Annotated in this window: 28 protein-coding genes; 21 read left to right on the forward strand and 7 right to left on the reverse strand. The window is 63.0% G+C overall.

The window, feature by feature from the left end:
* Positions 1-517: 517 nt before the first annotated feature.
* Positions 518-1,906 (forward strand): IS1182 family transposase, encoded by a 1,389-nt coding sequence (locus AC2TZ7_RS00980; RefSeq protein ID WP_489865574.1) that lies wholly within the window; start codon positions 518-520, stop codon positions 1,904-1,906.
* Between the two features lie 202 nt (positions 1,907-2,108).
* Here AC2TZ7_RS00980 and AC2TZ7_RS00985 read toward each other — a convergent pair whose 3' ends face one another.
* The 3 genes from AC2TZ7_RS00985 to AC2TZ7_RS00995 are packed head-to-tail and all read right to left on the reverse strand — an operon-like array spanning position 2,109 to position 4,586.
* Positions 2,109-2,858, reverse strand: coding sequence for a formylglycine-generating enzyme family protein (locus AC2TZ7_RS00985; RefSeq protein ID WP_489865575.1), 750 nt, complete (start codon positions 2,856-2,858; stop codon positions 2,109-2,111).
* A 16-nt stretch (positions 2,859-2,874) separates the two neighbouring features.
* The gene (gene nirK, locus AC2TZ7_RS00990; RefSeq protein ID WP_489865576.1) at positions 2,875-4,098 is read right to left on the reverse strand and encodes a copper-containing nitrite reductase; all 1,224 of its coding nucleotides are present in this window, start codon (positions 4,096-4,098) and stop codon (positions 2,875-2,877) included.
* A 59-nt stretch (positions 4,099-4,157) separates the two neighbouring features.
* Positions 4,158-4,586, reverse strand: coding sequence for a pseudoazurin (locus AC2TZ7_RS00995; protein ID WP_489865577.1), 429 nt, complete (start codon positions 4,584-4,586; stop codon positions 4,158-4,160).
* A 210-nt stretch (positions 4,587-4,796) separates the two neighbouring features.
* Between AC2TZ7_RS00995 and AC2TZ7_RS01000 the strand changes: the two genes are divergently transcribed.
* The gene (locus tag AC2TZ7_RS01000) at positions 4,797-5,504 is read left to right on the forward strand and encodes a Crp/Fnr family transcriptional regulator (protein ID WP_152845740.1); all 708 of its coding nucleotides are present in this window, start codon (positions 4,797-4,799) and stop codon (positions 5,502-5,504) included.
* Here the strand turns inward: AC2TZ7_RS01000 and AC2TZ7_RS01005 are convergent.
* Positions 5,446-5,712 (reverse strand): DUF1858 domain-containing protein, encoded by a 267-nt coding sequence (locus tag AC2TZ7_RS01005; RefSeq protein WP_489865578.1) that lies wholly within the window; start codon positions 5,710-5,712, stop codon positions 5,446-5,448. The two genes, AC2TZ7_RS01000 and AC2TZ7_RS01005, sit on opposite strands and share 59 nt — an antisense overlap.
* 125 nt (positions 5,713-5,837) lie before the next feature.
* On the opposite strand from AC2TZ7_RS01005, the gene AC2TZ7_RS01010 reads away from it, so the two are divergent.
* Genes AC2TZ7_RS01010 through AC2TZ7_RS01045 form a run of 8 tightly spaced genes read left to right on the forward strand, consistent with a single transcriptional unit; the run spans position 5,838 to position 12,634 of the window.
* Entirely contained in the window at positions 5,838-6,290 is a 453-nt protein-coding gene (locus AC2TZ7_RS01010; RefSeq protein ID WP_078571128.1) for a c-type cytochrome, read from the forward strand.
* A gap of 12 nt (positions 6,291-6,302) precedes the next feature.
* A complete protein-coding gene (locus AC2TZ7_RS01015; protein ID WP_078549583.1) occupies positions 6,303-7,652 on the forward strand; it encodes a cbb3-type cytochrome c oxidase subunit I in 1,350 nt (449 codons plus the stop codon).
* 2 nt (positions 7,653-7,654) lie between these two features.
* A complete protein-coding gene (locus AC2TZ7_RS01020) occupies positions 7,655-8,452 on the forward strand; it encodes a CbbQ/NirQ/NorQ/GpvN family protein (RefSeq protein WP_489865579.1) in 798 nt (265 codons plus the stop codon).
* Positions 8,453-8,462: 10 nt separating this feature from the next.
* On the forward strand, positions 8,463-10,367 hold the full coding sequence (locus AC2TZ7_RS01025) for a nitric oxide reductase activation protein NorD (RefSeq protein ID WP_489865580.1): 1,905 nt from the start codon (positions 8,463-8,465) through the stop codon (positions 10,365-10,367).
* A gap of 1 nt (position 10,368) precedes the next feature.
* Complete coding sequence (locus AC2TZ7_RS01030; protein WP_489865581.1) at positions 10,369-10,542, forward strand: protein NnrT; 174 nt, start codon at positions 10,369-10,371, stop codon at positions 10,540-10,542.
* Positions 10,539-10,763 (forward strand): NnrT protein, encoded by a 225-nt coding sequence (locus tag AC2TZ7_RS01035; RefSeq protein ID WP_489865582.1) that lies wholly within the window; start codon positions 10,539-10,541, stop codon positions 10,761-10,763. Before AC2TZ7_RS01030 ends, AC2TZ7_RS01035 begins: the two co-directional genes overlap by 4 nt.
* Before the next feature lie 12 nt (positions 10,764-10,775).
* On the forward strand, positions 10,776-11,975 hold the full coding sequence (locus AC2TZ7_RS01040; RefSeq protein WP_489865583.1) for an NnrS family protein: 1,200 nt from the start codon (positions 10,776-10,778) through the stop codon (positions 11,973-11,975).
* On the forward strand, positions 11,972-12,634 hold the full coding sequence (locus AC2TZ7_RS01045; protein WP_489865584.1) for an NnrU family protein: 663 nt from the start codon (positions 11,972-11,974) through the stop codon (positions 12,632-12,634). Before AC2TZ7_RS01040 ends, AC2TZ7_RS01045 begins: the two co-directional genes overlap by 4 nt.
* Positions 12,635-12,698: 64 nt before the next feature.
* Here AC2TZ7_RS01045 and AC2TZ7_RS01050 read toward each other — a convergent pair whose 3' ends face one another.
* A complete protein-coding gene (locus AC2TZ7_RS01050) occupies positions 12,699-13,124 on the reverse strand; it encodes a hypothetical protein (protein ID WP_489865585.1) in 426 nt (141 codons plus the stop codon).
* 193 nt (positions 13,125-13,317) lie between these two features.
* Here AC2TZ7_RS01050 and AC2TZ7_RS01055 point away from each other — a divergent pair, with 193 nt between their 5' ends.
* The 11 genes from AC2TZ7_RS01055 to AC2TZ7_RS01105 all read left to right on the forward strand — a co-directional run bounded on the left by AC2TZ7_RS01055 (position 13,318) and on the right by AC2TZ7_RS01105 (position 22,638).
* Positions 13,318-13,545 carry a hypothetical protein gene (locus tag AC2TZ7_RS01055; RefSeq protein ID WP_489865586.1) on the forward strand — a complete coding sequence of 76 codons (228 nt, stop codon included), beginning with the start codon at positions 13,318-13,320 and terminating at the stop codon, positions 13,543-13,545.
* A gap of 456 nt (positions 13,546-14,001) precedes the next feature.
* Positions 14,002-14,601, forward strand: a complete 600-nt coding sequence (locus AC2TZ7_RS01060; RefSeq protein ID WP_489865587.1) for a flavin reductase family protein — start codon at positions 14,002-14,004, stop codon at positions 14,599-14,601.
* Positions 14,594-15,565 (forward strand): LysR family transcriptional regulator, encoded by a 972-nt coding sequence (locus AC2TZ7_RS01065; RefSeq protein WP_489865588.1) that lies wholly within the window; start codon positions 14,594-14,596, stop codon positions 15,563-15,565. The genes AC2TZ7_RS01060 and AC2TZ7_RS01065 overlap by 8 nt, the downstream gene beginning before the upstream one ends.
* Before the next feature lie 112 nt (positions 15,566-15,677).
* Complete coding sequence (locus tag AC2TZ7_RS01070; protein ID WP_489865589.1) at positions 15,678-16,709, forward strand: C4-dicarboxylate TRAP transporter substrate-binding protein; 1,032 nt, start codon at positions 15,678-15,680, stop codon at positions 16,707-16,709.
* An 82-nt stretch (positions 16,710-16,791) separates the two neighbouring features.
* Positions 16,792-17,310, forward strand: a complete 519-nt coding sequence (locus AC2TZ7_RS01075) for a TRAP transporter small permease subunit (RefSeq protein ID WP_489865590.1) — start codon at positions 16,792-16,794, stop codon at positions 17,308-17,310.
* Positions 17,307-18,614 (forward strand): TRAP transporter large permease, encoded by a 1,308-nt coding sequence (locus AC2TZ7_RS01080; protein WP_489865591.1) that lies wholly within the window; start codon positions 17,307-17,309, stop codon positions 18,612-18,614. The genes AC2TZ7_RS01075 and AC2TZ7_RS01080 overlap by 4 nt, the downstream gene beginning before the upstream one ends.
* Positions 18,614-19,270: a glutathione S-transferase family protein gene (locus tag AC2TZ7_RS01085; protein ID WP_489865592.1), complete on the forward strand. Its 657-nt coding sequence runs from the start codon at positions 18,614-18,616 to the stop codon at positions 19,268-19,270. The genes AC2TZ7_RS01080 and AC2TZ7_RS01085 overlap by 1 nt, the downstream gene beginning before the upstream one ends.
* Positions 19,267-19,830, forward strand: a complete 564-nt coding sequence (locus tag AC2TZ7_RS01090; RefSeq protein ID WP_489865593.1) for a carboxymuconolactone decarboxylase family protein — start codon at positions 19,267-19,269, stop codon at positions 19,828-19,830. Before AC2TZ7_RS01085 ends, AC2TZ7_RS01090 begins: the two co-directional genes overlap by 4 nt.
* Entirely contained in the window at positions 19,827-20,705 is an 879-nt protein-coding gene (locus AC2TZ7_RS01095) for an amidohydrolase family protein (protein WP_489865594.1), read from the forward strand. The genes AC2TZ7_RS01090 and AC2TZ7_RS01095 overlap by 4 nt, the downstream gene beginning before the upstream one ends.
* Positions 20,702-21,502, forward strand: coding sequence for an SDR family NAD(P)-dependent oxidoreductase (locus tag AC2TZ7_RS01100; RefSeq protein WP_489865595.1), 801 nt, complete (start codon positions 20,702-20,704; stop codon positions 21,500-21,502). The genes AC2TZ7_RS01095 and AC2TZ7_RS01100 overlap by 4 nt, the downstream gene beginning before the upstream one ends.
* The gene (locus tag AC2TZ7_RS01105; protein ID WP_489865596.1) at positions 21,502-22,638 is read left to right on the forward strand and encodes a CaiB/BaiF CoA transferase family protein; all 1,137 of its coding nucleotides are present in this window, start codon (positions 21,502-21,504) and stop codon (positions 22,636-22,638) included. Before AC2TZ7_RS01100 ends, AC2TZ7_RS01105 begins: the two co-directional genes overlap by 1 nt.
* A gap of 597 nt (positions 22,639-23,235) precedes the next feature.
* Here AC2TZ7_RS01105 and AC2TZ7_RS01110 read toward each other — a convergent pair.
* Together AC2TZ7_RS01110 and AC2TZ7_RS01115 are read right to left on the reverse strand one after the other, a co-directional pair.
* Positions 23,236-23,427 carry a hypothetical protein gene (locus AC2TZ7_RS01110; protein WP_489865597.1) on the reverse strand — a complete coding sequence of 64 codons (192 nt, stop codon included), beginning with the start codon at positions 23,425-23,427 and terminating at the stop codon, positions 23,236-23,238.
* A gap of 61 nt (positions 23,428-23,488) precedes the next feature.
* Positions 23,489-23,974: a hypothetical protein gene (locus tag AC2TZ7_RS01115; protein WP_489865598.1), complete on the reverse strand. Its 486-nt coding sequence runs from the start codon at positions 23,972-23,974 to the stop codon at positions 23,489-23,491.
* Positions 23,975-24,217: the final 243 nt, after the last annotated feature.

A 24,217-nucleotide genomic window follows, 5' to 3' on the forward strand; every position in this document is an offset into this window, starting at 1 on the left:
CCACATATCGCTGAAAGACCCGGAAAATTCTGCCAAGCACGACGGTTCCTCGCGACAGCGCCCAAAACCGGCGTCACAGGACGCCACTTCGGGAACGTTAGGCGAACGAACGTAAATTTTCAGGAAACGGCTGGCAGGGGCAGAGGGACTCGAACCCGCGACCCTCGGTTTTGGAGACCGATGCCTCTTATTGAGAAATAATAGTATTTTCCCCAAACATAGCGAAAATCGACCTATTTGTTTCAATAGGTTACGGGCGTAATTCCAACTGACTTTGGAGTCAGGGACGTTTGTGGTCGATAGAAACAACTGTGCCACGCGATGCCCAGCCGCCTCGACCTGCGCACGGGCCAACATCATCCATGGCAATGCGTTGCCTCGCGCTCCCTCTGTCGAAGGCTCGATCGGCAGTTACTGATCACAGAGCGACGAAAAGGGCGTATTCCGTTGAAAAACTCGCGCTTGATTGCTGGGCGTGGCGCTGATTCAATTCCGACATCAGGTGGGAGGATTGGCGATGATGGGACCGAAGCAGGAAGCTCAGCCAGCGCTGTTCTACGAGTTTTCGCTGGAGGATCATGTTCCGCAAGATCACCTGCTTCGATCCATCGACCGGTTCGTCGACCTGAGCGGCATCCGTGCTCATCTTGCGGATTTCTACAGCCACACGGGCCGTCCGTCTGTCGACCCCGAACTGCTGATCCGCATGCTCCTGGTCGGCTATTGCTCCGGCATCCGGTCCGAGCGGCGCCTCTGCGAAGAGGTGCATCTGAACTTGGCGTATCGCTGGTTCTGCCGCCTCGACCTTGCTGACCGGGTGCCGGATCACTCCACCTTTTCGAAGAACCGCCATGGCCGGTTTCGTGACAGCGAGCTGCTACGCCACCTGTTCGAGATGACGGTCGCACGCTGCATCGAGGAAGGCCTGGTGAGCGGGCAGCGCATGGCGGTCGATGCCAGCCTGATCGAGGCGGATGCGAACAAGCAGAACTCGACGCCGAAGGAAGAGTGGGACGCCTCGCAAATCGACCCGACGGATGCGCCCCGCGCCGTTCGCGAGTATCTCGAGACCCTGGACGAGGCCGCCTTCGGTGCCGCCAGCGAGGTCCAGCCCAAGTTCACCTCGCATTCCGACCCGGCCAGCCAGTGGACGGCAGCGCGCAAGGGTCCGGCATTCTTTAGCTATTCAGACAACTACCTGATCGACACGGATCACGGCGTCATTGTGGATGTCGAGGCGACGCGGTCGATCCGGCAGGCGGAGGTCGGCTCGACACGCACCATGCTGGACCGGGTGAAGGCCAAGTTCGATTTGCATCCCGAACGCCTGATCGCGGATACCGCCTATGGCACCGGGCCGATGCTGGGTTGGCTGGTCGAGCGCAAGATCGCGCCGCACATCCCCGTCTTGGACAAGTCGGGCCGTAACGATGGCACCTGGACGCGGGCCGACTTCGAGTGGGACGCCGAAAACAATCAATACATCTGCCCAGAGGGCCAGACGCTGAAGCAGTTCCGCCGGAACTATTCCGACCCGAACAGAGGACCGACCGGCAAGGGCGTCGCCAAATACCGCGGCTTGAAGAACATCTGCCAGGCCTGCCCGTCGAAGCAGCACTGCTGCCCGAACATGGACTTCCGGTCCATCACCCGCGAGGAACACGAAGACGCCCGCCAGGTCGCCAGGGACATCGCAAAGACCAGGCAATACGAGGTCTCGATGAAGCTCCGGAAGAAGGTCGAGATGCTCTTCGCGCACCTCAAACGCATCCTTGGCCTCGGACGCCTCCGACTACGTGGCCCGTGCGGCGCAAATGACGAATTTCTCCTCGCCGCAACCGCTCAGAACCTCAGGAAGCTGGCAAAGATCCTTCCCGCACCGCAGCAACCGCGAAAAGCCTTATAGGAAAGGCAGTCAAACATCACGAAAGCTTCCAATTTCTGCAATCGCGAACGGGTGTTTTTCCACAGAATCGGCGGGGAGCCGACATTCGCTGCGTGAGAGCCCAAGGTCCAGGCATGCGAGGTTAACTGGAGAGAGTGTGTCGACTTTGGCCAACTGGGAACAGCCAATCGGCCTGGCTCAGCAGAACTGTCGCCAGTTCTCATCATATCCGGGTTTCACTGACCAGACGCAGGCCGAGATGCGCGGGCGGACTCCCGACCGCGCAGCCGCCGCGCGCCGGGTCGCGGACGAGAAAGGGGATCGCAGCGACATGCTCGCCGCCTGCGAAGAAGGCCGCGCATTTCTTCGGATCGACTGCACCGCCACCCTCCCCGCCATAGCAGTCCTGCGTCCATTCCCAGACCGAGCCGTCGAGATCGACGATTCCCTCGGCGCTGGTCGAGAAGCTGCCCCGCGGCGAAAGCTTGCGCGGCGCGAGGCTGGCGGTCAGGTAGGTCGAAGCCCATGTCAGATCGGGATCGGTGAAGATCGGATCTTCCTTTTCCGGTAGCACGTCCTTGGCCATGAACTGCCATTCGGCAATCGTCGGCAGCCGGAAGTCATGGCGCGCCTTGCGATTGATCCAGCCGAGATATTGCTCGACATCGACATGGCTCAGCCCGGTGGCCGGCGTCGTCGCCGTCTCGCTGCCGGGCGGAGCGCGCAAGGCAAGCTCGCAGGCGCCGTCTGCGTGGCAACGGTTCCACTCCGCGACTGTCACTTCGTATTTCTGAACGTAGATCGCATGGCCGTCGGGCAGCGTCACCACCCGCTCGGCCATCTGCGGCACATAATCGAGATCGGGGCCGCGCAGGAAACCCCACGCGGCCCCGAGGGCGATGATCGCCGCCCCCGCCGCAAGCACCTTCCGAAGGGAAAGACGGAGCGCGAGAGAGGCGAGCTTGGCGATCATCTCCGGTCTCCTTGGCTCAGGTTTCAACCACATAGGGCGGCGTCACCTGCTCCATCAGGGCGTTGTCCCATGCGCCGTCCACCACGAAGTGGGCCGTGGCACCCAGCAGGGCCGCCTCGATCAGGTTGTGGTTGACGTAGGCGTAGACACCCGGCTGCAGGAAGGTATACATCGCGGCCCCCGCGCTACCGCCGCGGATGAACCAGGTCTCCTGATCCTTCTGCGGAGGGTTGGCGAATTTACCGTTCTCCCAGACATGGTCGCCATGACCGCCGATCAGGTGCGGACGGCTGTCGCGGTTGGCCTGATTGTGGACCATCAGAACCGTGTCGCCGACCTTGGCCTTGAACGCGTTTTCGCCCGTGAGAGCCCCGACCGAGCCGTTGAAGACGGAGTGGGTCGGCGTAAGCGTCCGCATCGCTTCGACGCTGTCGGCGAAGTCCTCACCGGCGACTTCGTAGGTCTTGTAATCGCCGTTCTCGTCCATCGGCAGGTAGAAGTCCTGCTCGCCGATATAGGCGATCGTGTCGTAGCGCAGCGGGTTGCCATCGGCATCCTTGAGCCCATCACGCGGCAGCACCATCAGCGTCCCGTTCATACCGTGGGTGACGTGATAGGGGATCATCGCCCCGCCCGGCGCGCAGTGATAGGTGAACACGCCCGGCCGCGTCGCCTTGAAGCGCAGCACCGTTTCCTCTCCCGGATAGACGTGGGTCAGACCGCCGCCGCCCAGAGCACCCGAGGAAGCGTGGAAGTCGATATTGTGCTCCATCTGCGAAGCGGCGGGGTTGCTCAGGGTCAGTTCGACATAGTCGTCCTGATGCACGATGATCAGCGGGCCGGGAACCGAACCGTTATAGGTCAGCGCCCAAATGCTGGCGCCGGTATCCTCATCCACCGTCAGCAGGACCTCCTTGGTCTCCATCCGGATCTCGACGATTTTCGGACCGCCGGTCGCGACCTGCTCGTGCTTCGGAGCGAAGGGTGGTGCCACCAGCTCCTGCCGAACGCGGGTATATCCCGACAGATTCACCTTGGGCGCGGCCACCTGAGCCTCGGCCTCGGCGAGGATGAATTTCGGTGCGGCAGGGCGCGGCGCGACATGGGGCGCCATGCGCTTCGACGCGGTTCCGGCCATCCCGGCCCCCGCGGTCATCGCCGCGGCGCCTGCCAGAAGAGAGCCGCGCAGCACGTTGCGGCGGTTGGTTTTCACGAGAGCTGGATTGACATATTTCGGCATTTTAGCCTCCACTGGTTAAACGTAGCAGGAAGATGTCGCGCGTTTCCTGCCGCGGGCGCTCACAGCGCGCCCATTTCCTCTTCAAAGCGTTCCTTGGCCTTCTTCGGCACACGGCCCTCGAAGAAATTGTCGGGGGTGGTTGCGTCGCCCACCGCGATCACCATTACCATGCCCATCGCGTAATGCGGCTTGCAGCGCACGGCGTAGAGCCCCTCGGCGTCGAGCGTCACTTCGACCTCTTTGTTGATCTTGCCGGTAAACCCGTCGACTCCTTCGGGGATCATCCCGTCGATGCTTTCGGCGTTGTGACCCTTGTCGGTCGGAATGAAGCGGATCGTGTCGCCGGGAGCGGCTTTCACAAGCGCGGGCTCGAAGACCATCATGCCTTTTTCGCCTTTGTTGAGCATGTGAACCTCGTGGGTCTCGGCGCTCGCCGCACCACCCAGAAGAGCGGTCAGCGCGAGGGCGGAAATCAGGGTGCGGATCATCTTTTGTCCTTTCCTTGGATCCTTGAATTGCCCTCTGTTTAGTGAGCTTGGACGCGTGGCTTTTTGCTCTGGCGCAAACTTCGCGACGCTTTCTCACGAAAACGCGAGAAATATTCAAACCCCGTTCGCGACGACGTGACGTTTCATATTGGACGCAGCGCGGGGCGTATGTTTAGAGAAGGCATGAGCGCGCCAATCCCCCGTAAAACCATGCCGCGGCTCGACGAGAGCCTGCTGACGCCGATGCCGCCTTTCTCTCGGCTGGAGAAGCGGCAGATCCGCGAGATTCTCGACCTCGCCAGCGTGCGCCGCTTCGACGAGGGCGTGGCGGTCTTCGAGGAAGGCGCTCCGGCAGAGCGGTTCTACATGCTGCTCGACGGCTATATCCGGGTGATGCGGATCACGCCGACGGGCGAGCAGGTGATCGCGCTGCATATCCCTTCGGGGCAGCTCTTCGGGATCGCGCAGGCGCTTGGGCGCACCACCTACCCTGCCACTTCGGTCACCGCCTCGGAGGCGATCGTGCTGGGCTGGCCGATGCGGCTCTGGGATCAGTTCGTGGCGCAATATGACGGCTTCGCTTCCGAGACCTACAAGACTGTCGGTCAGCGCATCGGTGAGATGAACACCCGCATCGTCGAAATGGCGACCCAGCAGGTCGAGCAGCGGGTGGCCAATTCGCTCTTGCGCCTGATCAATCAGACCGGGCGCAAAGTGGAGAACGGGATCGAGATCGACTTCCCGATCACCCGGCAGGATCTCTCGGAAATGACCGCGACGACGCTGCACACGGTCTCGCGCTTGTTGAGCGCGTGGGAAAAGCAGGGAGTGGTCGCGAGCCGTCGCAAGCGGATCACCGTCACCGATCCGCACCGGCTGGTGCTGATTTGCCGGGGCGAGGCCCCGCCGTCTCGATAGACGCTGCAATAGCCTCGTCCAGCTCGGCGATGAAGTCGTCGAGATCGAGCCGATACTCGGTGCAGGCATCGTCGATCGTGTGGAACGGGTTCACGAGGCAGCCCACACAGAGCATCTTGTGACGCATGAACACCTCGATCGTAGCAGGCCAATCGCGCATCAGCGCATCGAGCGTGGCATCGGGATTCTTCCAGCTGGCTTTTGACATGGCGGGACCTCTCTGCCGACCAAGCTAATCCCGGCAATCCAATCAAACGTTGTGCTGGCGCAAACTTCCCAACTGCGAACGCCGCTATCCCTCGGGCCATCGACTGACCCCCAAGGGAGGCCCCAATGGCTGAAATCCTGACCAAGTCGCGGGCGCGAAACATCTTTTACGGAGGATCCATTTTCTTCGTGCTGGTGTTCATCGCACTGACCGCGCAAAGCCACTTCTATATCGTGAACAACTCCACCGCCTCCGCGCCGCTGACCGAACAGATCGCACGCGGCAAGGGCGTGTGGGAACGCAATTCCTGCATCAACTGCCACACCCTGCATGGCGAGGGTGCCTATTTCGCGCCCGAGGTCGGCAACGTGATGACCCGCTGGGGCGTCGCGGACGATCCGCAAGGCGCCTACGAGACGCTCGACGCCTGGATCGCGGCGCAACCCTCCGGAATCGAGGGCCGCCGCCAGATGCCGCATTTCGACATCAACGAAGAGGACATGCGCGCGCTCGCGGAATTCCTCCGCTGGGCCGATCAAACCGACACGCAGGGCTGGCCGCCCAATGATGCGGGCTGAGGAGAGAGACCGATGAAATACCAATCCCAATCCGTGGCGAAAGCCTATTTCTACTGTGCGATGCTGCTGTTCGGCGTGCAGGTTCTGGGCGGTCTTCTGGCCGGCTGGATCTATGTCTCGCCCAACACCCTCTCCGAGATCCTGCCCTTCAACGTGATCCGGATGATCCACACCAATGCCCTGATCGTCTGGCTGCTGCTGGGCTTCTTCGGCGCGGCCTATTTCCTCGTGCCCGAGGAAAGCGAGCGTGAGATCTTCTCGGTCAAGCTCGCCTATCTGCAACTCGCGATCCTGATGATCGGGACGCTGGGCGCGGTCGGCTCCTATCTCGTCGGCATCCATGGCGGGCGCGAGTTCCTCGAACAGCCCCTCTGGGTGAAATTCGGTATCCTCGTCGCCGCGGTGATCTTCCTGATCAACATTTCGCTGACGGTGCTGGCGGGTCGCAAGACCGCGATCACCAATGTGCTGCTGATGGGTCTGTGGCTGCTGTGCCTGCTGTGGATCTTCGCCTTCATCAACCCCGACAACCTGTCGCTCGACAAGATGTATTGGTGGATGGTCGTCCATCTCTGGGTCGAGGCGACCTGGGAGCTGGTGATGGCCGCGATCCTCGGCTTCCTGATGCTCAAGCTGACCGGCGTCGACCGCGAGGTGGTCGAGAAATGGCTCTATGTCATCGTCGCCACCGCGCTCTTCTCCGGCATCCTCGGCACCGGGCACCACTTCTACTGGATCGGCACGCCGGGCTACTGGCAATGGGTGGGCTCGATCTTCTCGACCTTCGAGGTGATCCCGTTCTTCCTGATGATGTCCTTCGCCTTCGTGATGGTCTGGAAGGGCCGCAAGAACCACCCCAACAAGGCAGCACTCCTGTGGTCGCTGGGCTCGTCGACCGTGGCCTTCTTCGGCGCAGGCGTCTGGGGCTTCCTGCACACGCTGCACGGGGTGAACTTCTACTCCCACGGCACGCAGATCACCGCCGCGCACGGCCACCTCGCCTTCTACGGAGCCTATGTGGCGCTCAACCTCGCGGTCTTCACCTATGCGATGCCGATGCTGCGCGGGCGCGATCCCTACAACCAGGTGCTCAACATGGGCGCATTCTGGCTGATGACCGGCGGCATGGCCTTCATGACCTTCGTGCTGACCTTCGCGGGCACGATCCAGACCCACATGCAGCGGGTCGTGGGCGACTACTACATGGACGTGCAGGACAGCTTGTCGATCTTCTACCTGATGCGCTTCGGCGCGGGGGCGGCGGTCGTGCTGGGCGCGCTTCTGTTCATCTACTCGCTCGTCGTGGTGCGTCGGCGTGAAGTCATCGCACCCGGTCCCGCAACCCCCGTCGCAGGAGAATGACGATGTCCCTCGACATGACGAATGCACAGATCCCCTACTACCACCCCACTGGCCGCGAATGCGCCCTGTTCGAGCGCGCCCATGACAACGGTTTGCCCCTTCTTCTGAAGGGGCCGACCGGCTGCGGCAAAACCCGCTTCGTGGAGCATATGGCGGCGCGGCTGAACAAGCCGGTCTACACCGTCGCCTGCCATGACGACCTGTCGGCGGCGGACCTGATCGGGCGCTACCTGCTGAAGGGCGGCGAGACCGAATGGGTCGACGGGCCGCTCACCCGCGCCGTGCGCGAAGGGGCGATCTGCTATCTCGACGAGGTGGTGGAGGCGCGCAAGGACGTGACCGTGGTGCTGCACCCGCTCACCGACTCGCGGCGTCGCCTGATCATCGACCGCACCGGCGAGGAACTGGTGGCCCCCGAGGGCTTCATGCTCGTGGCCTCCTACAACCCGGGCTACCAGAGCGTGCTCAAACGGCTGAAGCCCTCGACGCGGCAGCGGTTCCTGTCGATCGCCTTCGACTTCCCCGAGGCCGATGCGGAAACCCGCGTGATCACCGCTGAGACCGGCCTGCCGGTGGCGCAGGTGGTGCCGCTGGTGCGCCTCGCCGGGCATATCCGCAAGCTCTCGGGCATGGATCTGGAGGAAGGCGTCTCGACCCGGCTTCTGGTGTATGCCGCGCGGCTGATCGGAGCGGGCATCGCGATCGAGGAGGCGCTGGAGACCGCCGTGGTCCAGGCGCTCAGCGACGAGCCGGATGTGCAGCAGGCGCTGCGCGACCTGATCGCCACGATCTACGGCTGAGGAGCACGTCATGAAACTGATGGACCTGATGGAGCCCGAGGAAACCGTAGGCGAGATCTGGCACGATCTGGCCAAGGATATCGGTCAGGACGATCGCCATCCCGACGCCGCAGTCGAACTGGCTGCGTTGCGCCCCTCGCTCGCGCTGTTGCTGCGCGCGCTTGGCGGCGGTGCGGATGTCGAGATCGTCGAGGCCCCGGTCACGCCGGTCCGTCACCGCCAACCCGTCCGGCGCCGCCTTGGCGCCGGGCGCGAGACAGAGCGCGTCGCGCGCTTCGATGGCGCGCGGCTGCGCATGCCGCCGGTGATGGATGTCTTCCCCCGGCCTGATCTCAACCGTGCCGCCTATTTCTGGCTGACGGCGTTGGCGGCGCTCAGCCGCGATGCGATGCCCGAGCTGCCCGACGAGACCGACGGACCGGCGATGGATTGCGCGCAGATCCGCGCCAATGCGCAGGCCTGCGATCTGGCCTATCGCCGCTGCATCGGGCTGCGCGCGCCCTACCGCGAGATGGCGGCGCTCACCCTTGCACGTCGCCGCAGATTGTCGCGCCCGGCGGCTGAGGCCGCGCTGGAGACCGCGCTCTGCGACCAGCTTTCCGCCGATGCCGCCCCCGCAGCACTGCCCGAGACTGCGGAGGGCGCACGCGGTTACATGCCGCTCGCCCCGGTGCCGATCTGGCTGCAATTCGCTCCCAACACCGCAGGCCGCAGCGCCGCCTCGGAAGAGGCCGACGCCCCCGCCTCCGCCCCGACCGCGATGGCCAGCACGCAGCGCAAGCATGGCGAGCGCCGCGATCTCGATCAGGCGCGCCGCCGCGACAGCTTCATCATCCACCGTTTCGAGTCGATCCTGTCCTGGGTCGAGGCGCTCCACGTCAATCGCTCGGTCGACGACGATGACGAGGACAACGCCGCCAAGGCCGCCGAGGATCAGGACCAGATCACCCTGACCCGCCACGACCGCAAGGCCGCGACGCGGCTGCGGCTGCATCTCGACCTCTCGCCCGCCGAGGCGGAGCACGAGGTGCTGGCGGGCGAGCATGTCTATCCCGAATGGAACCACCGCAGCCGCGCCTATATGGAAGGCCACTGCCGGGTGCTCGACGCGTCCGCGCGGCCCGAGGCCAAGCAGAGTTTCCGCGCCGATCCGCGCTATATCCGCGCCGTGCGCCGCCAGTTCGAGGCGCTGCAACCGCGCCGCATCCTGCGCCCGCGCCAGATCGACGGGACCGAGCTGGATCTCGACGCCGTCATCGCCAGCCGCGCCGATCTCGCCGCGACCGGGCGGGGCAGCGACCGGATCTGGCAAAGCCTGCGCAAGGTGGAACGCGACCTCGCCGTGGCCTTCCTGATCGATACCTCACGCTCGACCGAGGCCGCGATCGGCGAAAGCTGCGTGATCGACATCGCGCGCGAAGCGATGTCCGCGCTGGCCGAGGGGTTGGATGCGGCGGGCGACCGGTTCGCGATCTGGGGTTTCTCGTCACTGAAGCGCGACCGGGTTTTTCTGACACGGGTGAAAGGCTTCGAGGCCCCGATGGCGCCGCCGATCCACAGCAATATCGCGGCGCTGCGCCCGGGCCATTACACGCGCCTCGGCACCGCGATCCGCCACGTCTCGGCACAGCTCGCGCAGGAGAGCGCGAGCCGCAAGCTGCTGATCGTGCTCACCGACGGCAAGCCCAACGATCTGGACCATTACGAGGGCCAGCACGGCATCGAGGACAGCCACATGGCCGTGCGCGAGGCCCGGCGCGCGGGCCAGAGCCTGCACGGCGTCATCATCGACGAGGACGGGCAGGACTGGTTCGCGCGCATTTTCGGGCGCGGCGGCTTCACCCTGCTGCCCCGGCCCGAACGGCTGCTGCGCGCCCTGCCCGACATTTACCGCTCGCTCACACAGGAGACCTGACATGCGCAAACTGCCTCTTCTTCTCGCCCTCGCCCCGGCCGCCGCACAAGCTGCAAGCTTCGAGCGACCGATCCCGCAGGCGCAATCGGCCACCGCCGAGTTCTGGTTCGCATTGGCCACGCTGGCGCTCATCGCGGCGCTGGCAGTGGTGGCGCGGGTGGTCGCCCGGCGATGAGCGCGCGCTGGTCCTCCGCCCGGATCGCGCTGCTGCTCTACCCGTTCGGCTGGGGCGCCTTCGCGGTCAACGTATTCTTCGCCTCGCTCATCGGGTCGTGGGTCGGGCTGCCGGTCGCGACTCCGGTCGTCTCGCTGGGTCTGGGCGCGGTGGTCGCCGTGCCCACGACCTACGCCTTCGCATGTCACATCCGGCGGCTGATGGACGCCGCCGAGAGCTGAAAGGAGCCGATCATGGCCCTATCATCCGCAGAACTGATGCGCCGCTGGCAGTGTCCGGCGCTGCTGTCGGGCGGCTTTCGTCCGTTCTTCTTCTTCGGCGCCGTCTGGGCTGCGCTGGCGATGGCGCTTTGGGTGCCGGCACTGACTGGGCTGATCGAGCTGCCGACGCGGCTCGACCCGGTCAGCTGGCACGCCCATACCTTCCTCTTCGGCTATCTCGGCGCGGCGATCGCGGGCTTTCTGCTGACGGCGGTGCCGAACTGGACCGGGCGGTTGCCGGTCGTGGGCTGGCCGCTCCTTGGCCTCGTCACGCTCTGGGCGCTCGGGCGGCTTGGGCTGCTCGCCTCGGCGCATCTGCCCTTCGCACTGGTCGCGAGCGTCGATCTCGCCTTCCCGCTGGCGCTTGGCGGAGTGGTGCTTCGTGAGATCGTGGCAGGGAAGAACTGGCGCAACCTGCCGGTGCTGGTATTGCTGAGCGTCTTCACCCTCGCGGACCTTCTGTTCCTGATCGAGGCGGCCCGCGGCGGCTATGCGGCAGCGGGTATCGGGATGCGACTGGGGCTTGCCGCCGTGCTGATGATGGTCGCGCTGATCGGGGGGCGGATCATCCCCTCCTTCACACGCAACTGGCTGGTGAAGGAGAACCACCCCGCGCGCCCCGCCCCGCCGATGCAACGCTTCGACAAGCTTGCGATGGTGGCTGCGGGTGCGGCGTTGCTGGCCTGGGTCGCGCTGCCCGAGGCGGGGCTGACTGCGGCGCTGCTGCTCGCGACCGGTATGCTGCACCTCGCGCGGCTGTGGCGCTGGAAAGGCGGGCTGACGCTGCGCGCGCCGATCCTGTTCGTGCTGCATCTGGCCTATATCTGCCTGCCGCTCGGGGCGCTGGCGCTTGGGCTCGCGATCCTGTTCCCCGCCGCCCTCACTCCGGCCACCGCGCTGCATCTGTGGACGGCGGGCACGCTTGGCGGGATGACGCTCGCGGTGATGAGCCGTGCGTCGCTCGGCCATACCGGACGCCCGCTGGAGGCCAGCGCCGGAACCGTCGCGGTCTATGCCGCCCTCTTCGTCGCGATGATCGCGCGGCTCCTCGCGGGATGGCTCGGCGTGAGCGCGCTTTATTCGGTCTCCGGCGTGGCTTGGTGCGCGGCTTTCCTCGGCTTCGCGATCCTCTATGCTCCGGTGCTGTGGCAACCCAGACGGAGGGCGCAATGATGTGGCTGGCTTATGGCGGAGTTTTCGCGGCCTTCCTCGCGACCCATTCGATCCCGACGCGCCCGACGGTGAAGGCGCGACTGATGGCGGCGTTCGGCGCGTCCGGTTTCACGCTTGGCTATTCGCTCCTGTCGACGGCGATGCTGCTGATCCTGATCCGCGCCGCCGCATGGCCCGATCCGATTTACCTGTGGCCCACCACCCTTTGGGCGATGGAGGCAACAAAGGCTGGGATGGCGCTGGTCTGCATGTGGTGCGCGGTGGCGCTCGGCCATGCCAACCCGTTCTCCTTCGGCGGCAGCCGCCGCAAGGAGTTCGACCCCGACCGCCCCGGCATCGTTCGGCTGCATCGCCACCCGATGCTGCTGGGCCTCGCCACCTGGGCCGGGTTGCACCTGCTGCCGAACGGCGATCTGGCGCATGTGCTACTGTTCGGGACGCTCGGAGGGTTCGCGCTGCTTGGTATGCGGCTGATCGACCGCAAGCAACGCCGGGAGATGAGTCCGGAGGTCTGGGCCGAGACGCTACGCCGGACGAAAGCCGCGCCCCTGTTTGCGGGGTTCACGCTGGCCGATCTCGGTCGGGCGGCGCTTGGCCTCATCGCCTATCTGGCGCTACTCCAGCTGCATGAGTATTTCGCAGGCGTCGCTCTGGTGTAAGAAACGCGCGTTTCAAACTTTTCGGAGACGATCGTTGGTGCTGGCGCGCAACGTCAGGCTCTACTCACGTCGTTTGTGCAGCAGGGCTGAGATGACACCGAAAGTGCCGCACCATTTGCTCTATCTGCTCGCCGATCATCGGCTTTTCGAACTCGGCGACGATGTTCGGAAATTTCGATTGTTCGAAATCGATGACCTCTGCGCCGCTGCGAATGATGATTGTCGGGATCTCGTGCCGTTTCAGCCAAGGTAGAGCCTCGGCCGCTTCTGCTTCGTGGAGCGTGACGTCGACGACTGCGGCCAAGAATCCGTCTTTCCCATGATCCTTCAACTCTCCCGCGTCACACGTGACGCAATGCCACGTGGGATACCCTGCCTTCCCCAGCACCTGCTCAAGATCGAGCGCCAAAATTGTTTCGCTCGTGAATAATGCAACCGGGCGAGGCTGAACCAGATTGCCTCTATATGTCTCCGCATTTTGCTGTTCCATACCCGCAACGTTATCATAAGAAGAAGAATTTATAAATTATTTCGAATGCATAACTTGAAGCTGCTGAGTTATCGAACAACCTTGCCTGAAAGCAGTCTGTGACGTTTCTGGCTTCGGTTGACGTTTTTCTGCTATACACTAAGCTTTGTAACCTTGCGTCAATTGAGTAGATTGAGTCTCACCGGGGCGTTTCATGACAAGTGAACACGGCAAGCGCCTGACGAGGCTGCAAATCATAGTTTCGGATGACGAAATCCGAGCTTTGGATGATTGGCGGTTTTCCGAAAGGATGCCCAGCCGCGCTGCCGCCATACGCGAGTTGCTGCGGCGGGGCCTTGGAGCTGAAGGCTACAATGGAGAAGCCGGCAAGCAGGGAAATTCGGGTAGCTTCGGTGTGATTAACACCAACGACGACAAATAAGCGCGCGGTTTGCCGCGGCCACTTGCGCCGGATGGTAAAGAGCCTCGTGCATCGTGGACGCCTTCTTCGAAAATTTTGAGCCCATGAGACCATTGCGAACTTCAGCAAGTTCGGCGGGCAGTCACTTAGAAGTGCTGAGCGGATGGCAGGTCTCGAGAAACTACGCTGAAGCAAATTGCGGCAGCCTGGAAGTCGGCAATGGACAGAGAACGCTCTTCTGTCCCAAAGGGCGGGGAGCAGCCGTTCGCTGCGCCTGTCGCGGGCGTCCGCTGTCGGTCCATTTTGAGCCTCGCGGCCTAAAGGGCACCAATCGAACATTCGCTGCGCCGTATGTGAAGGTTTCTTTGTCATAGTATGATGCACACTTACGAACGTCGGTGCTGGAACACGCTGAAACGGGTGGTCACCTTGCAGCATTTCGACTTAGAACAACGGAACGAGACATTAGGAGGCTCAATGCACTACGGCGACACCCGCCCCGACATTCTGCGCTACGATCCGTTCAAGGCCATCATCGCGCCGCGACCGATCGGCTGGATAGGAACGCGCAACGCCGACGGCATTCCCAATCTCGGACCGTATTCCTTCTTCAACGCGATCGGAAACCACCCCCACATGATCTGCTTCACCTCCGAAGGGCTGAAGCACTCGGCGAAGAATGCGCGCGATCAGGGGGAATTTACTTTCTCGCTGGCCACCGAAGAGCTGGCGCAGGCGATGAACATCTCTTCGCAGGCAATGGCCGACGGCGCGAACGAGTTCGAAAAGGCGGGGCTCACGATCGGGAAGAGCATCGAGACAAATGCGCCCATTGTGGCCGAGAGCCCGGCGGCGCTGGAATGCGTCACGCTCTCTGTTACCGAACTGAAGGATCGCGACGGCACGCCAATCAATCGCTTCATGATCATCGGCCAGGTCGTTCAAACCCATATTCAGGACGCGTTCATCAAGGACGGCCGCTTCGACACGGCAGGTGCCCGCCCGATCGCGCGGATGGGGTATCGTGACTATTCGACCGTGACTGAAGCTTGGGAGTTGATGCGACCGGATGACTGACGATCCGGACAGCTTGCCGGAATTCGGCGACAGCAGGCGACTGACAGCGGACTGGCAGCCGGAGCTGCGCTCATTGCGCTATTTCCTCTGCGTCGCGGAAGAGAAGAACATGACCCGCGCCTCCGAGCGGCTGCGCATCGCGCAGCCCGCGCTCAGCCGCCAGATCGCGCGGCTCGAGGCAGAGCTGGGCGTAAAAGTCTTCCGACGCAATGCGCGCGGCATGGACCTGACCGATGCGGGCGAGATCCTGCAACGCCGCGCCTACACGATCTTCGCGCAGATCGCACAGGCGCATCACGACGTGACCATCCATGTCGATGAACCGCGCGGGGTGGTTGTCGTGGGCATGCCGCCGACCCCGGGCGAGTTCATCACGCCACCACTTCTCGCGCGGGTGAAGGCCGAATATCCCGGGATCGAGCTACGTTTCGTCGAGGGGTTCTCAAACGCGCTGGCGCAAAAGCTCCATAGCGGGGAGATCGGTCTCGCAGTCATGCATGACGCGCCGATGCAGGCCGATATCGTGACCTCCGATCTCTTGGTGGAGAGGCTCTTCGTGATCGGGCCCTGCGGATCGCTGGAACATCGCAGCTACACCCTAGCCGAAGCGGCAGCGATGCCGCTGATCATGCCGAGCCGTCCGAATTACCTGCGCGTGCTGGTCGACAAGCACGCTGACCAGATCGGCGCGGAGCTCAACCTCGTGCAGCGCGTCGACGGGGTCTGGCACCTCAAATCTCTGGTGCGAAACGGCCATGGCTTCACGATCCTGACCTATGGCGGCGTGCTGTCGGAGGTGCAAAACCAAACGCTCGAGGCGCGTCCGATCACTGATCCCGAAATTAGATGGACGCTCTGCACAGCTACCAAGGCTGATCAGCGCTCCAAGCGCGCGATTCAGGTCGTGGAAACGCTGGTTCGCAATATCGTCAGCGAATTGGTCGACGAGGGTGTCTGGAAGTAGCTATCGCAGAAAAGCATAGCTTCAATCATATTATAGTATTTGTGATATCTCCTGCCATTTCCCATGATCTGCGGGCAGGCCTTGAGGAGGGCCAAGACATCAGGGAGGAACCATGTCTTTCAAATCAGTATTCCGCACATCTGTGCTGGCCGTCGCCGCAATCGCGGGCCTCGCGAGCATCGCTGAGGCAAAAACCTACAAGTGGATCACCTTCAAGCCGCAGGGCGCGGGCGACGCGCAGGCGGTGACGACTCAATGGCTCGTCGACGAATTCGCTAAGCGCACCGACGGCAAGGAGAAAATCGAGGTGTTCTGGGGTGGCTCGGTCGCCAAGACCAAGGAAATCCCCGACGCGCTGGCCGCGGGCGTAGGCGATTTCGGCGACATCATCACCCCCTATTTCCCCGACCGGATGCCGCTCAACAACGCGGTGGGTTTCTTCATCCCGCAACCGATGAACACGCTCGAAGTCGGCCAGTTCATGGAAAAGATGCACGCCGAATATCCGCAGTTCGACGAGGAGCTGGCGAGCCAGAACCTGCACGCCTTCGGTTTCCGCCCACTGGAGAATTACGGCCTCCTTTGCACCAAGCCAGTGCACAATCTCGAAGAGATGAAGGGCCTGCGCATCCGCTCCTACGGCTTCGCTTATCCGGCGCTGATCGAAGCGATGGGGGCCACGCCCGTCTCGATCGCGACCGCCGAAGCCTATGAGGCGCTTCAGCGCAACATGATCGATTGCACCCCGATCGGTCCGGCGCTTGCCCGCGGCTGGAAATACGACGAGGTCGCCAAGTATTACATTGAAGTGCCCTTCGGCGCCTCCTTCGGTCACCTGCTGGCGATGAACCTGGATATCTACGACTCGATGGACGACAAGACCAAGGCGATCGTCGACCAGCTGGGTAAAGATTACCTCGTCGAATACGCGAAGGTCCTCAAGCAGGACGAAGAGCGCGTGCGCGAGGAATGGAAGGGCAAGCTTGGCGTGGAAGTGATCGACTTCCCGAAAGACGAGCTGCTCAAAGTGATCGACGATCCGAAGATCCAGTCGGTCCGTCAGGAATGGGTCGACAAGGCGAATGCCGCAGGCGTTCCCGCGGACAAGATCATCAAGAATTTCCAGTTCGACTCCGCTCAGTGACAAAAGCCCGCGCCCTTGGCGGTCGATGAACCCATCGGCCTTTGCGCCCCGGGCGCGGGTGACATCCGTTAGGATTTACACCATGCAAACCCTCGCTTCGCTGCGCAGGCTCTATGCCGCGTTCCTGATGATATGCGGCTCGATCGCGGGCCTAATGGTCTTCGCCACGATGCTGCTCGTGGTTGCGAATGTGACCATGCGCTACGCGTTCAACCAGCCGATCACGGGCACCCTGGAGCTGACCGAAAGCGCCCTGCCGCTGATCGTCTTTCTCTCGCTCGGCCTGACACAGGCCCACGGCGGCCATATCAAGGTCGTGCTGCTGACGCAGCGCATGTCCGGCACCGGCGCGCGTCTGGCCGCCGTGCTCGCGATGTTGGCAGGTGCGCTCTTCTTCGGCTGGGCGGCATGGGCGGGCTGGAACATGTCCGTCAAGAGCCTCGCCATCGGAGAACTCGAACGCGGCTCGATCCGCTTTCCGATCTGGCCGGTGAAATTCGCGGTCTTCTTCGGTCTTGCGCTGATCGCAATCCAATTCCTGCTCGACGCGCTCTGGATCGCGATGGGCGGCGAAACCGAAACGAGCGAGGTGATGGAATGAGTTCGCTTCTCATCGGCGGCATCGGCGTTTTCGGCCTGTTTGCCGGAATTCTGCTGGGCATCAACGTGATGGTGGTGTTGGGGCTGGTCGGGGCCCTGGGCCTTGCGGGGCTGGTCGGGCTGAAGGCCGCGACCGCCATCCTCGGCACGGTATTCTTCGACACTACCCATTCGTTCCACTTCTCGGTGATCCCGCTGTTCCTGCTCATGGGCTTCTTCGCGATGCGCGCAGGTCTGGGCGAGGATCTTTTCGAGGCGACGACGAAATGGCTCGGCAACCTGCGCGGCGGGCTGGCGATCTCCACCACGCTGGGGGCGGCCGCCTTCGGCGCGGCCTCGGGCTCATCGGTCGGCACGGCCACGATCTTCACCAAGCTCGCGCTGCCCGAGATGCTGGCGCGCGGCTACGACAAGAGCCTCGCCTCGGCCTCGATCGCGATTGCCGGGACACTGGCGGTGATGATCCCGCCCTCGTCGCTCGTGGTGGTCTATGGCATCCTGACCAACAGCTCTATCGGCGCGCTGCTGATCGCGGGCTTCGTGCCCGGCATCCTATTCGCGATCGTGTTGTGCGTGGCGATCTGGCTGACCGTGCTGCGCAATCCCGCGCTCGCGCCTCTCGAGCGGCAGAACTTCACGCTGCGCGAAAAGCTAGCCTCGCTGAAACTGGCGGGCCCGCTCGTGCTGATCATCCTGCTAATCGTCGTGGGCCTCTACCTGGGTATCTTCACGCCGACCGAGGCCGGGGCGGTGGGCGCCTTCGCGACCTTCATTCTGGCGGTGATCCGGCATCGCGGCTTCGCAGGCGTCGAGCTGCGCAAGACATTGCTGGAGACCATCCAGACCTCGGCGATGATTTTCGGCATCCTGATCTGCGCATTGGTCTTCTCGAAATTCCTCGCACTGTCGGGCGTGGCGAATGCGGTGGGCGGGTTCCTGACCGGGCTCGACGTGAACCGCTGGGTCATCGTGGCACTGGTTTCGCTGATCTATCTCGCGCTCGGGATGATGATGGATGCGCCGGCGCTTCTGGCCATCACCCTGCCGATCACCCATCCGGTGATGATGAACCTCGGCTTCGATCCGATTTGGTTCGGCATCTTCGTAGTGCTGCTGGTTGAGATCGGCGCGGTGACGCCACCGGTCGGGATCAACTGCTTCGTCGTTCAGGCCTCGTCGAACGGGCGAGTGAGCCTCGAGCAGATTTTCAAAGGCCTGATCCCATTCGTGCTCGCAGGGTTCGCGATGCTGATCCTGCTCTGCGTGTTCCCGCAGATCGCCCTCTTCCTGCCGGAGTCGATGTAATGCCCGTGATGACCGAGACCGCCCTCCCCCTTGATGGTCCTGGCCGGGACGGGCGCGCGATCCTGCGCACCACCCTGACCTCTCCCTATGGCCGCAAGACGCGCATGGCGCTGGAGGTTTTGGGCCTGAGCGACCGGGTAGAGATCGTGCCCGCAGATACGCGCGACCCGGAAGACGACCTGCGCGCACAGAACCCGCTGGGCAAGATGCCCTGCCTGCTCGTGGACGGTCAGACGCTCTATGACAGCCGGGTGATCGTGGAATATCTCGACGCGGTGGCCGGTGGCGGCCGCCTGATCCCGCGCACCGGAATGGACCGCTTCCGCTGCCTGACGCATGTCAGCCTCGCCGATGGCGTGACCGATGCGGCTCTTCTGATGGTCTATGAGGGCCGCTTTCGCGACGAGGCGCAAATCTCCGAGCGCTGGCTCTCGCATCAACGCGGCAAGCTGCAACGGGGCCTGACCCGCTTGTGCGACATCCTGCCCGATCCACAGCGCACCGATGCTTTCGCGATCTCGCTGGCCTGCGGGCTTGGCTATCTCGACTGGCGTGCCCCGATCGAATGGCGTGAGGACTGGCCCACACTTGCCCGATGGCTCGCGGATTTTGCCGCCGCCGAACCTGCATTCAAAAACACGGAGGCGCCGCAATGACAGATTGGCCCACGCAACGGCTCGCAGCGCCGGACCCCGCCACCTATTCCGACCGTCAGCGCGAGATTCACGACGAGATCGCGAGCGGCCCGCGCGGCGGCGTGCGCGGCCCACTGGCCGTCTGGCTGCACCGCCCGGAACTGGCGGCCAAGGCGCAGGCACTGGGGCGCTATTGCCGCTATGACAGTGCGCTGGAGCCGCGCCTGAGCGAGCTTGCGATCCTGACGATGGCGCGCCACTGGAGCGCCGAATACGAATGGTTCGCGCACAAGCCGCCGGCTCTGAAGGCAGGCCTTTCGCCCGATCTGATCGAGGCGCTGCGCACCGGCGCGAAGCCGCCCTATGCTGATGCCGACGAACGCCTGATCCACCGCGTCTCGACCTCCGTTCTCACGACGAACAACGTCCCCGACGCGCTTTACGCCGAGGCGATCGAGGTTCTGGGCGAGCAGCGTCTCGTCGATCTGGTGGGTCTCATTGGCTATTACACGCTGATTTCCGCGACGCTGAACGTGTTTCGCATATCTCCCCCCGAAGACGCTCCGAAGGAATTGACATGAACGACGCTCCGCTCACATGGAACACCGCGCCGTCGCAGCCCAAGCTGTGCCTGCCGAAAGGGGCCACCGATTGCCACGTCCACGTCTTCGGCCCCACGTCGCGCTTTCCCTTCGCGCCCGAAAGTCGCTTCAAGCCCGGCGATGCGCCCAAGGAAGAGCTGTTCAAGCTGCATGACATGCTGGGGATCGACCGTTGCGTGATCGTCCAGTCTGGCTGCCACGGTTTCGACAATTCGGTGGTGGCGGATGCGATGGCGGCACGCGCCGGGCGCTATCGCGGCATCGCTCTCGCCCCGCCGGATATCTCGCCCGCTCGGATCAAGGAGATGCATGCGCAGGGCTTCCGCGGCGTGCGCTTCAACTACATGTCCCACCTCGCGCCCGGCGCGAGCCATGACGAGCTGCGTTCCCTCGCGCCGCGTCTGGCCGAGCATGGCTGGCAGTTACTGATTCACATGGAGGCGGGGCTGATCGCGGAGCTGGCGCCCGTGCTGGCCGACCTGCCCTGCCCGGTGGTGATCGACCATATGGGTCGTGTCGAAGCCCGGCTGGGCATGGATCAGGCCCCGTTTCAGGAGCTGATCCGACTGGGTGAGAACGAACATATCTGGCTCAAGGTCTCCGGCTCCGAGCGCAGTTCCGAGCTCGAACCGCCTTACGCGGATGCGACGCCCTTCGCCGCCAAGCTGGTCGAGCTTTACCCGAACCGAACGATCTGGGGGACTGACTGGCCGCACCCAAATTTCCGCGCGGCCCCACCCGATGATGGGCTCTTGGTCGATACCCTCACCGACATCGCCCCAACCGAGGAGGCGCGCCGACGCCTGCTCGTCGAAAACCCGCAGACCCTTTATGATTTCGAGGTGAGCGCATGAGCGGACGTCTGGAAGGAAAAGTTGCCATCATCACCGGCGCGGGTTGCGTCGGCCCCGGCTGGGGCAATGGACGCGCCGCCTGCGTGCGCTTCGCTGAAGAGGGCGCGAAAATCTTTGCGGTCGACCTGCGCGCCGACACGATGAAGGAAACCATCGCCCGCACCAAGGAGGCCGGTGGCGAAATCGAGACGCATCTATGCGATGTGACCGACCGGGAGGCCGTCGAAGCGATGGTCGCCGCCTGCATCGAACGGTTCGGACGCGTCGATTGCCTCGTGAACAATGTGGGCGGCTCCGCGAAAGGCGGCGCGGTCGATCTGTCCGAGGAAGACTGGGACCGCCAGATGGCGTTCAACCTGAATTCGGTCTACCTCACCTGCCGCTCGGTTCTGCCGCAGATGGTGGCGCAAGGCTCAGGTGCAATCGTCAACACGTCGTCGACCTCGGGCCTGCGTTGGACAGGTGCGGCACAGGTGGCCTATGCCTCCGCTAAGGCGGCAATCATCCAGTTCGGCAAGGTCACGGCGGTCGAATACGCGCCGAAGGGCATCCGGGTAAACACGGTCGTTCCGGGCCAGCTTCACACGCCGATGGTCGAGGCACGGCTTGCCGGGCAGCGTTCGGGCGGCGATGTCGATACGCTGCTGGCGCAACGGCTCGGGCGGATCCCGATGGGCTGGATGGGCGACGGGCGCGACACCGCGAATGCTGCCCTCTTCCTCGCCTCCGAAGAGGCGCGCTTCGTCACTGGCACCGAGATCGTGGTCGATGGCGGCATGTCGGTGCGCTGCGACTGATGGCCGGCGCACTCGAGCCACTGCGTGTGATCGACACGACGCATGTTCTCGCGGGACCTTTCGCGGCCTATCAGCTTGGCGTGCTCGGCGCAGAGGTCGTGAAGATCGAGGATCCGAACGTTCCCGATCAGGCACGGATGCAGGGCAGCGATCCAGCACTGACAGCTGCGAAGATGGGCACGGCGTTCCTCGCGCAAGGCTCGAACAAACATTGCCTCGCACTCGATCTGAAGACCGAGGCGGGGCGCGAGCAACTTCTCGAGCTGGTCGATGGCGCCGATGTCTTCGTCGAAAACTACCGCCCCGGCGCGTTCGAGGCGCTCGGACTTGGCTACGAGGCGTTGCGCACACGCAATCCCGGGCTCGTCTATTGTTCGATTTCCGCGTTCGGCGCGACCGGACCACGCCGCGCGCAGACAGGCTATGACAACGTCATCCAGGCCTTTTGCGGCATGATGGCGATGACCGGCACCGAAGCGAGCGGCCCGTTGAAATGCGGCGCACCGGTGATCGATTACGCGACTGGGACCACTGCCGCTTTCGCGATCACCGCCGCGCTACTGCAGCGGACGAGGACCGGACGCGGTCAGCATGTCGATGTTTCGATGCTCGACGTGGCGCTGATACTGATGAGCGCACCCCTCACCGGCTATCTGTGGAACGGTGCGCATCCCGAAGCGGTGGGCAACGATTTCTTTTTCGCGACTCTCGGTTGCTATGACACCGCGGACGAACCGTTGATGATCGCAGCCTCCAATCTCGCGCAGCAGGACCGGCTTTGGCACCTTCTGGGCCATCCCGAGATGATCCAGACCGACAACAACGCACGGATTGCGGCCCACGCGGCTGAGAAGGCATTGCTGACGGAAATCTTCGCGACCCAGCCCGCTGCCGTGTGGGAGGACGCTTTCCTTGCTGCGCGCATTCCGGCCGCACGCGTGCGGCGACTGGAAGAGGCGCTGGCGGACCATCAGATCGCGTCGCGCGGTCTCTTAGGGGAGCATCCCGAATGGGGCGCAGACGGACGCCGCCTCACCGTGCCGATCGCGGGGTTCACCCTGTCAGACACTCCGCCCGAGCTGCGTTCGCCGCCTGAGACAGTTGGGGCGCAGCCGCAATATGATTGGAAAACATAGTAAGTAAGTTCTGGCGGTCTATTCACTTCGGGCGGATTCCGGAAGTTCGCCGCGAGCGCGAACCGGCCCGAGATTCACCTTGGAAGCGGACATTCCGCCAAGCCTGCCTCGCCGAGATTGAGGTGCTTGGCACTGAGGGCGTAGAGCCGTCAGTCGCTACAGCCGCGAGGGAAATCCCGACGCACTGCGTAAGCAGACTTTCAGCCACGGCTTCAGCTCGCATATGTCTGCTCGACATTCAGGGTAGAGCAACAAAACCCTTTGCTGACGCCGCCGACCCGGGACCTGCGACGAAATTCAACACTCGCTGCATTTGCGAATGCCGCATATTGCTTTCAGGCACACTGGGCACCCGCCATTTCTAATTGGACAAGTTCAGCTTCCGCCCGAACCCGGTCGCATAGTCCATAAACACATCAACCGTATATCTTACGACCGCTCGAAGTTCTCCATTGGCGAAATCGTCATATATTGAAGCCGTGAAACTCTCCGCAGATGTTGCAAGGAAGTGAGGTTCTTGGCTTCCCGACGCGGCAAAAAGGCCGCCCGGCGGGCGGCCCTACGTCAAGTCGAGGTCAAGTTAAGCTCGCTACGCCTTCACGCGCAGCGCCGACCAATCACGTTTTTGCGCGAATACTGGGAGTCGTGCGCATCGCGGTGTGCAGGCTCGCGCAGGGCGGCCTGAATCATTTCGCTCTTAGACCAACGCTCCAAGGCTGCCGCGCGGCGCTCGCGGGCATTCTTCATGAACTCGATCTGCTCATCTCTGTTCAAAGGTGCTTGACCCATGACAATCTCCCAATGCGGTTCCACGATTCGTGCACGCATGCGTTAGTATGTAGGACAGAACCTAACACTTTACAAACATCCAGATGCGTTGGCCGTTGAAACTGTTGCCTTCACCACCTTCGTATCCGGCATTTCGAATCGCCTCCGAAACATATCCGTATTTTCTCAACGCTTTGCCAGGCAGGTTAGACTGAGAAGTTGTCATCACAATGGCGTCAGGTTTTCGCTGTGACACGATGTTCACAGTCACTCCACATATCACTTCAAGCACGGCCCTCCGATCCGCTCCGACAAGAAAACGTTGTGTTTCAAGGCCGTTATCGAAAAACTGACTACCGTCATCGTTCGCTTCGATGATGTCAAACATCAGTTCGGATTTGTTCGGGCCTTCGAACGGCTCAAGGCGAATCAAGCCTACGTGAGCGCTGTATAGGTGCCCATTTTCGGGATCGTGACCGATCGGAACAGTCGCAAGTATTTCAAGATTATTCTTGTGAACTCTAATCTCAAATGGCTCATCATCACAGATGTCGAGGATGAATGGCATTCGCACCCCAAATGTCGTCGGCTGACGCAACCTACACTCGCATTGCGTTCAAACACAACTACATTGGGCCTGCCACCAACTTATTCTCGGGCGCACACACACGGTGGACAAACGACAGCAACACAAAATCTGCAACCCAGCATCAAGCCGTGACGCGAACGGCAGCTCTGGGTCGTGTGCGTCTACGGCGGAGACAGTCCTCGATTCCGATTTGGCGGCGCCGCGTAGATCCGCTCCGGCCGA

Source organism: Thioclava sp. ISO4 (genome assembly GCF_058105145.1).

Bases quoted from the DNA above. Each gene is read 5' to 3' on its own strand.
- AC2TZ7_RS00980 (WP_489865574.1), top strand. From the start codon at position 518: ATGATGGGACCGAAGCAGGAAGCTCAGCCAGCGCTGTTCTACGAGTTT.
- AC2TZ7_RS00985 (WP_489865575.1), bottom strand. From the start codon at position 2,858: ATGATCGCCAAGCTCGCCTCTCTCGCGCTCCGTCTTTCCCTTCGGAAG.
- nirK (WP_489865576.1), bottom strand. From the start codon at position 4,098: ATGCCGAAATATGTCAATCCAGCTCTCGTGAAAACCAACCGCCGCAAC.
- AC2TZ7_RS00995 (WP_489865577.1), bottom strand. From the start codon at position 4,586: ATGATCCGCACCCTGATTTCCGCCCTCGCGCTGACCGCTCTTCTGGGT.
- AC2TZ7_RS01000 (WP_152845740.1), top strand. From the start codon at position 4,797: ATGCCGCGGCTCGACGAGAGCCTGCTGACGCCGATGCCGCCTTTCTCT.
- AC2TZ7_RS01005 (WP_489865578.1), bottom strand. From the start codon at position 5,712: ATGTCAAAAGCCAGCTGGAAGAATCCCGATGCCACGCTCGATGCGCTG.
- AC2TZ7_RS01010 (WP_078571128.1), top strand. From the start codon at position 5,838: ATGGCTGAAATCCTGACCAAGTCGCGGGCGCGAAACATCTTTTACGGA.
- AC2TZ7_RS01015 (WP_078549583.1), top strand. From the start codon at position 6,303: ATGAAATACCAATCCCAATCCGTGGCGAAAGCCTATTTCTACTGTGCG.
- AC2TZ7_RS01020 (WP_489865579.1), top strand. From the start codon at position 7,655: ATGTCCCTCGACATGACGAATGCACAGATCCCCTACTACCACCCCACT.
- AC2TZ7_RS01025 (WP_489865580.1), top strand. From the start codon at position 8,463: ATGAAACTGATGGACCTGATGGAGCCCGAGGAAACCGTAGGCGAGATC.
- AC2TZ7_RS01030 (WP_489865581.1), top strand. From the start codon at position 10,369: ATGCGCAAACTGCCTCTTCTTCTCGCCCTCGCCCCGGCCGCCGCACAA.
- AC2TZ7_RS01035 (WP_489865582.1), top strand. From the start codon at position 10,539: ATGAGCGCGCGCTGGTCCTCCGCCCGGATCGCGCTGCTGCTCTACCCG.
- AC2TZ7_RS01040 (WP_489865583.1), top strand. From the start codon at position 10,776: ATGGCCCTATCATCCGCAGAACTGATGCGCCGCTGGCAGTGTCCGGCG.
- AC2TZ7_RS01045 (WP_489865584.1), top strand. From the start codon at position 11,972: ATGATGTGGCTGGCTTATGGCGGAGTTTTCGCGGCCTTCCTCGCGACC.
- AC2TZ7_RS01050 (WP_489865585.1), bottom strand. From the start codon at position 13,124: ATGGAACAGCAAAATGCGGAGACATATAGAGGCAATCTGGTTCAGCCT.
- AC2TZ7_RS01055 (WP_489865586.1), top strand. From the start codon at position 13,318: ATGACAAGTGAACACGGCAAGCGCCTGACGAGGCTGCAAATCATAGTT.
- AC2TZ7_RS01060 (WP_489865587.1), top strand. From the start codon at position 14,002: ATGCACTACGGCGACACCCGCCCCGACATTCTGCGCTACGATCCGTTC.
- AC2TZ7_RS01065 (WP_489865588.1), top strand. From the start codon at position 14,594: ATGACTGACGATCCGGACAGCTTGCCGGAATTCGGCGACAGCAGGCGA.
- AC2TZ7_RS01070 (WP_489865589.1), top strand. From the start codon at position 15,678: ATGTCTTTCAAATCAGTATTCCGCACATCTGTGCTGGCCGTCGCCGCA.
- AC2TZ7_RS01075 (WP_489865590.1), top strand. From the start codon at position 16,792: ATGCAAACCCTCGCTTCGCTGCGCAGGCTCTATGCCGCGTTCCTGATG.
- AC2TZ7_RS01080 (WP_489865591.1), top strand. From the start codon at position 17,307: ATGAGTTCGCTTCTCATCGGCGGCATCGGCGTTTTCGGCCTGTTTGCC.
- AC2TZ7_RS01085 (WP_489865592.1), top strand. From the start codon at position 18,614: ATGCCCGTGATGACCGAGACCGCCCTCCCCCTTGATGGTCCTGGCCGG.
- AC2TZ7_RS01090 (WP_489865593.1), top strand. From the start codon at position 19,267: ATGACAGATTGGCCCACGCAACGGCTCGCAGCGCCGGACCCCGCCACC.
- AC2TZ7_RS01095 (WP_489865594.1), top strand. From the start codon at position 19,827: ATGAACGACGCTCCGCTCACATGGAACACCGCGCCGTCGCAGCCCAAG.
- AC2TZ7_RS01100 (WP_489865595.1), top strand. From the start codon at position 20,702: ATGAGCGGACGTCTGGAAGGAAAAGTTGCCATCATCACCGGCGCGGGT.
- AC2TZ7_RS01105 (WP_489865596.1), top strand. From the start codon at position 21,502: ATGGCCGGCGCACTCGAGCCACTGCGTGTGATCGACACGACGCATGTT.
- AC2TZ7_RS01110 (WP_489865597.1), bottom strand. From the start codon at position 23,427: ATGGGTCAAGCACCTTTGAACAGAGATGAGCAGATCGAGTTCATGAAG.
- AC2TZ7_RS01115 (WP_489865598.1), bottom strand. From the start codon at position 23,974: ATGCCATTCATCCTCGACATCTGTGATGATGAGCCATTTGAGATTAGA.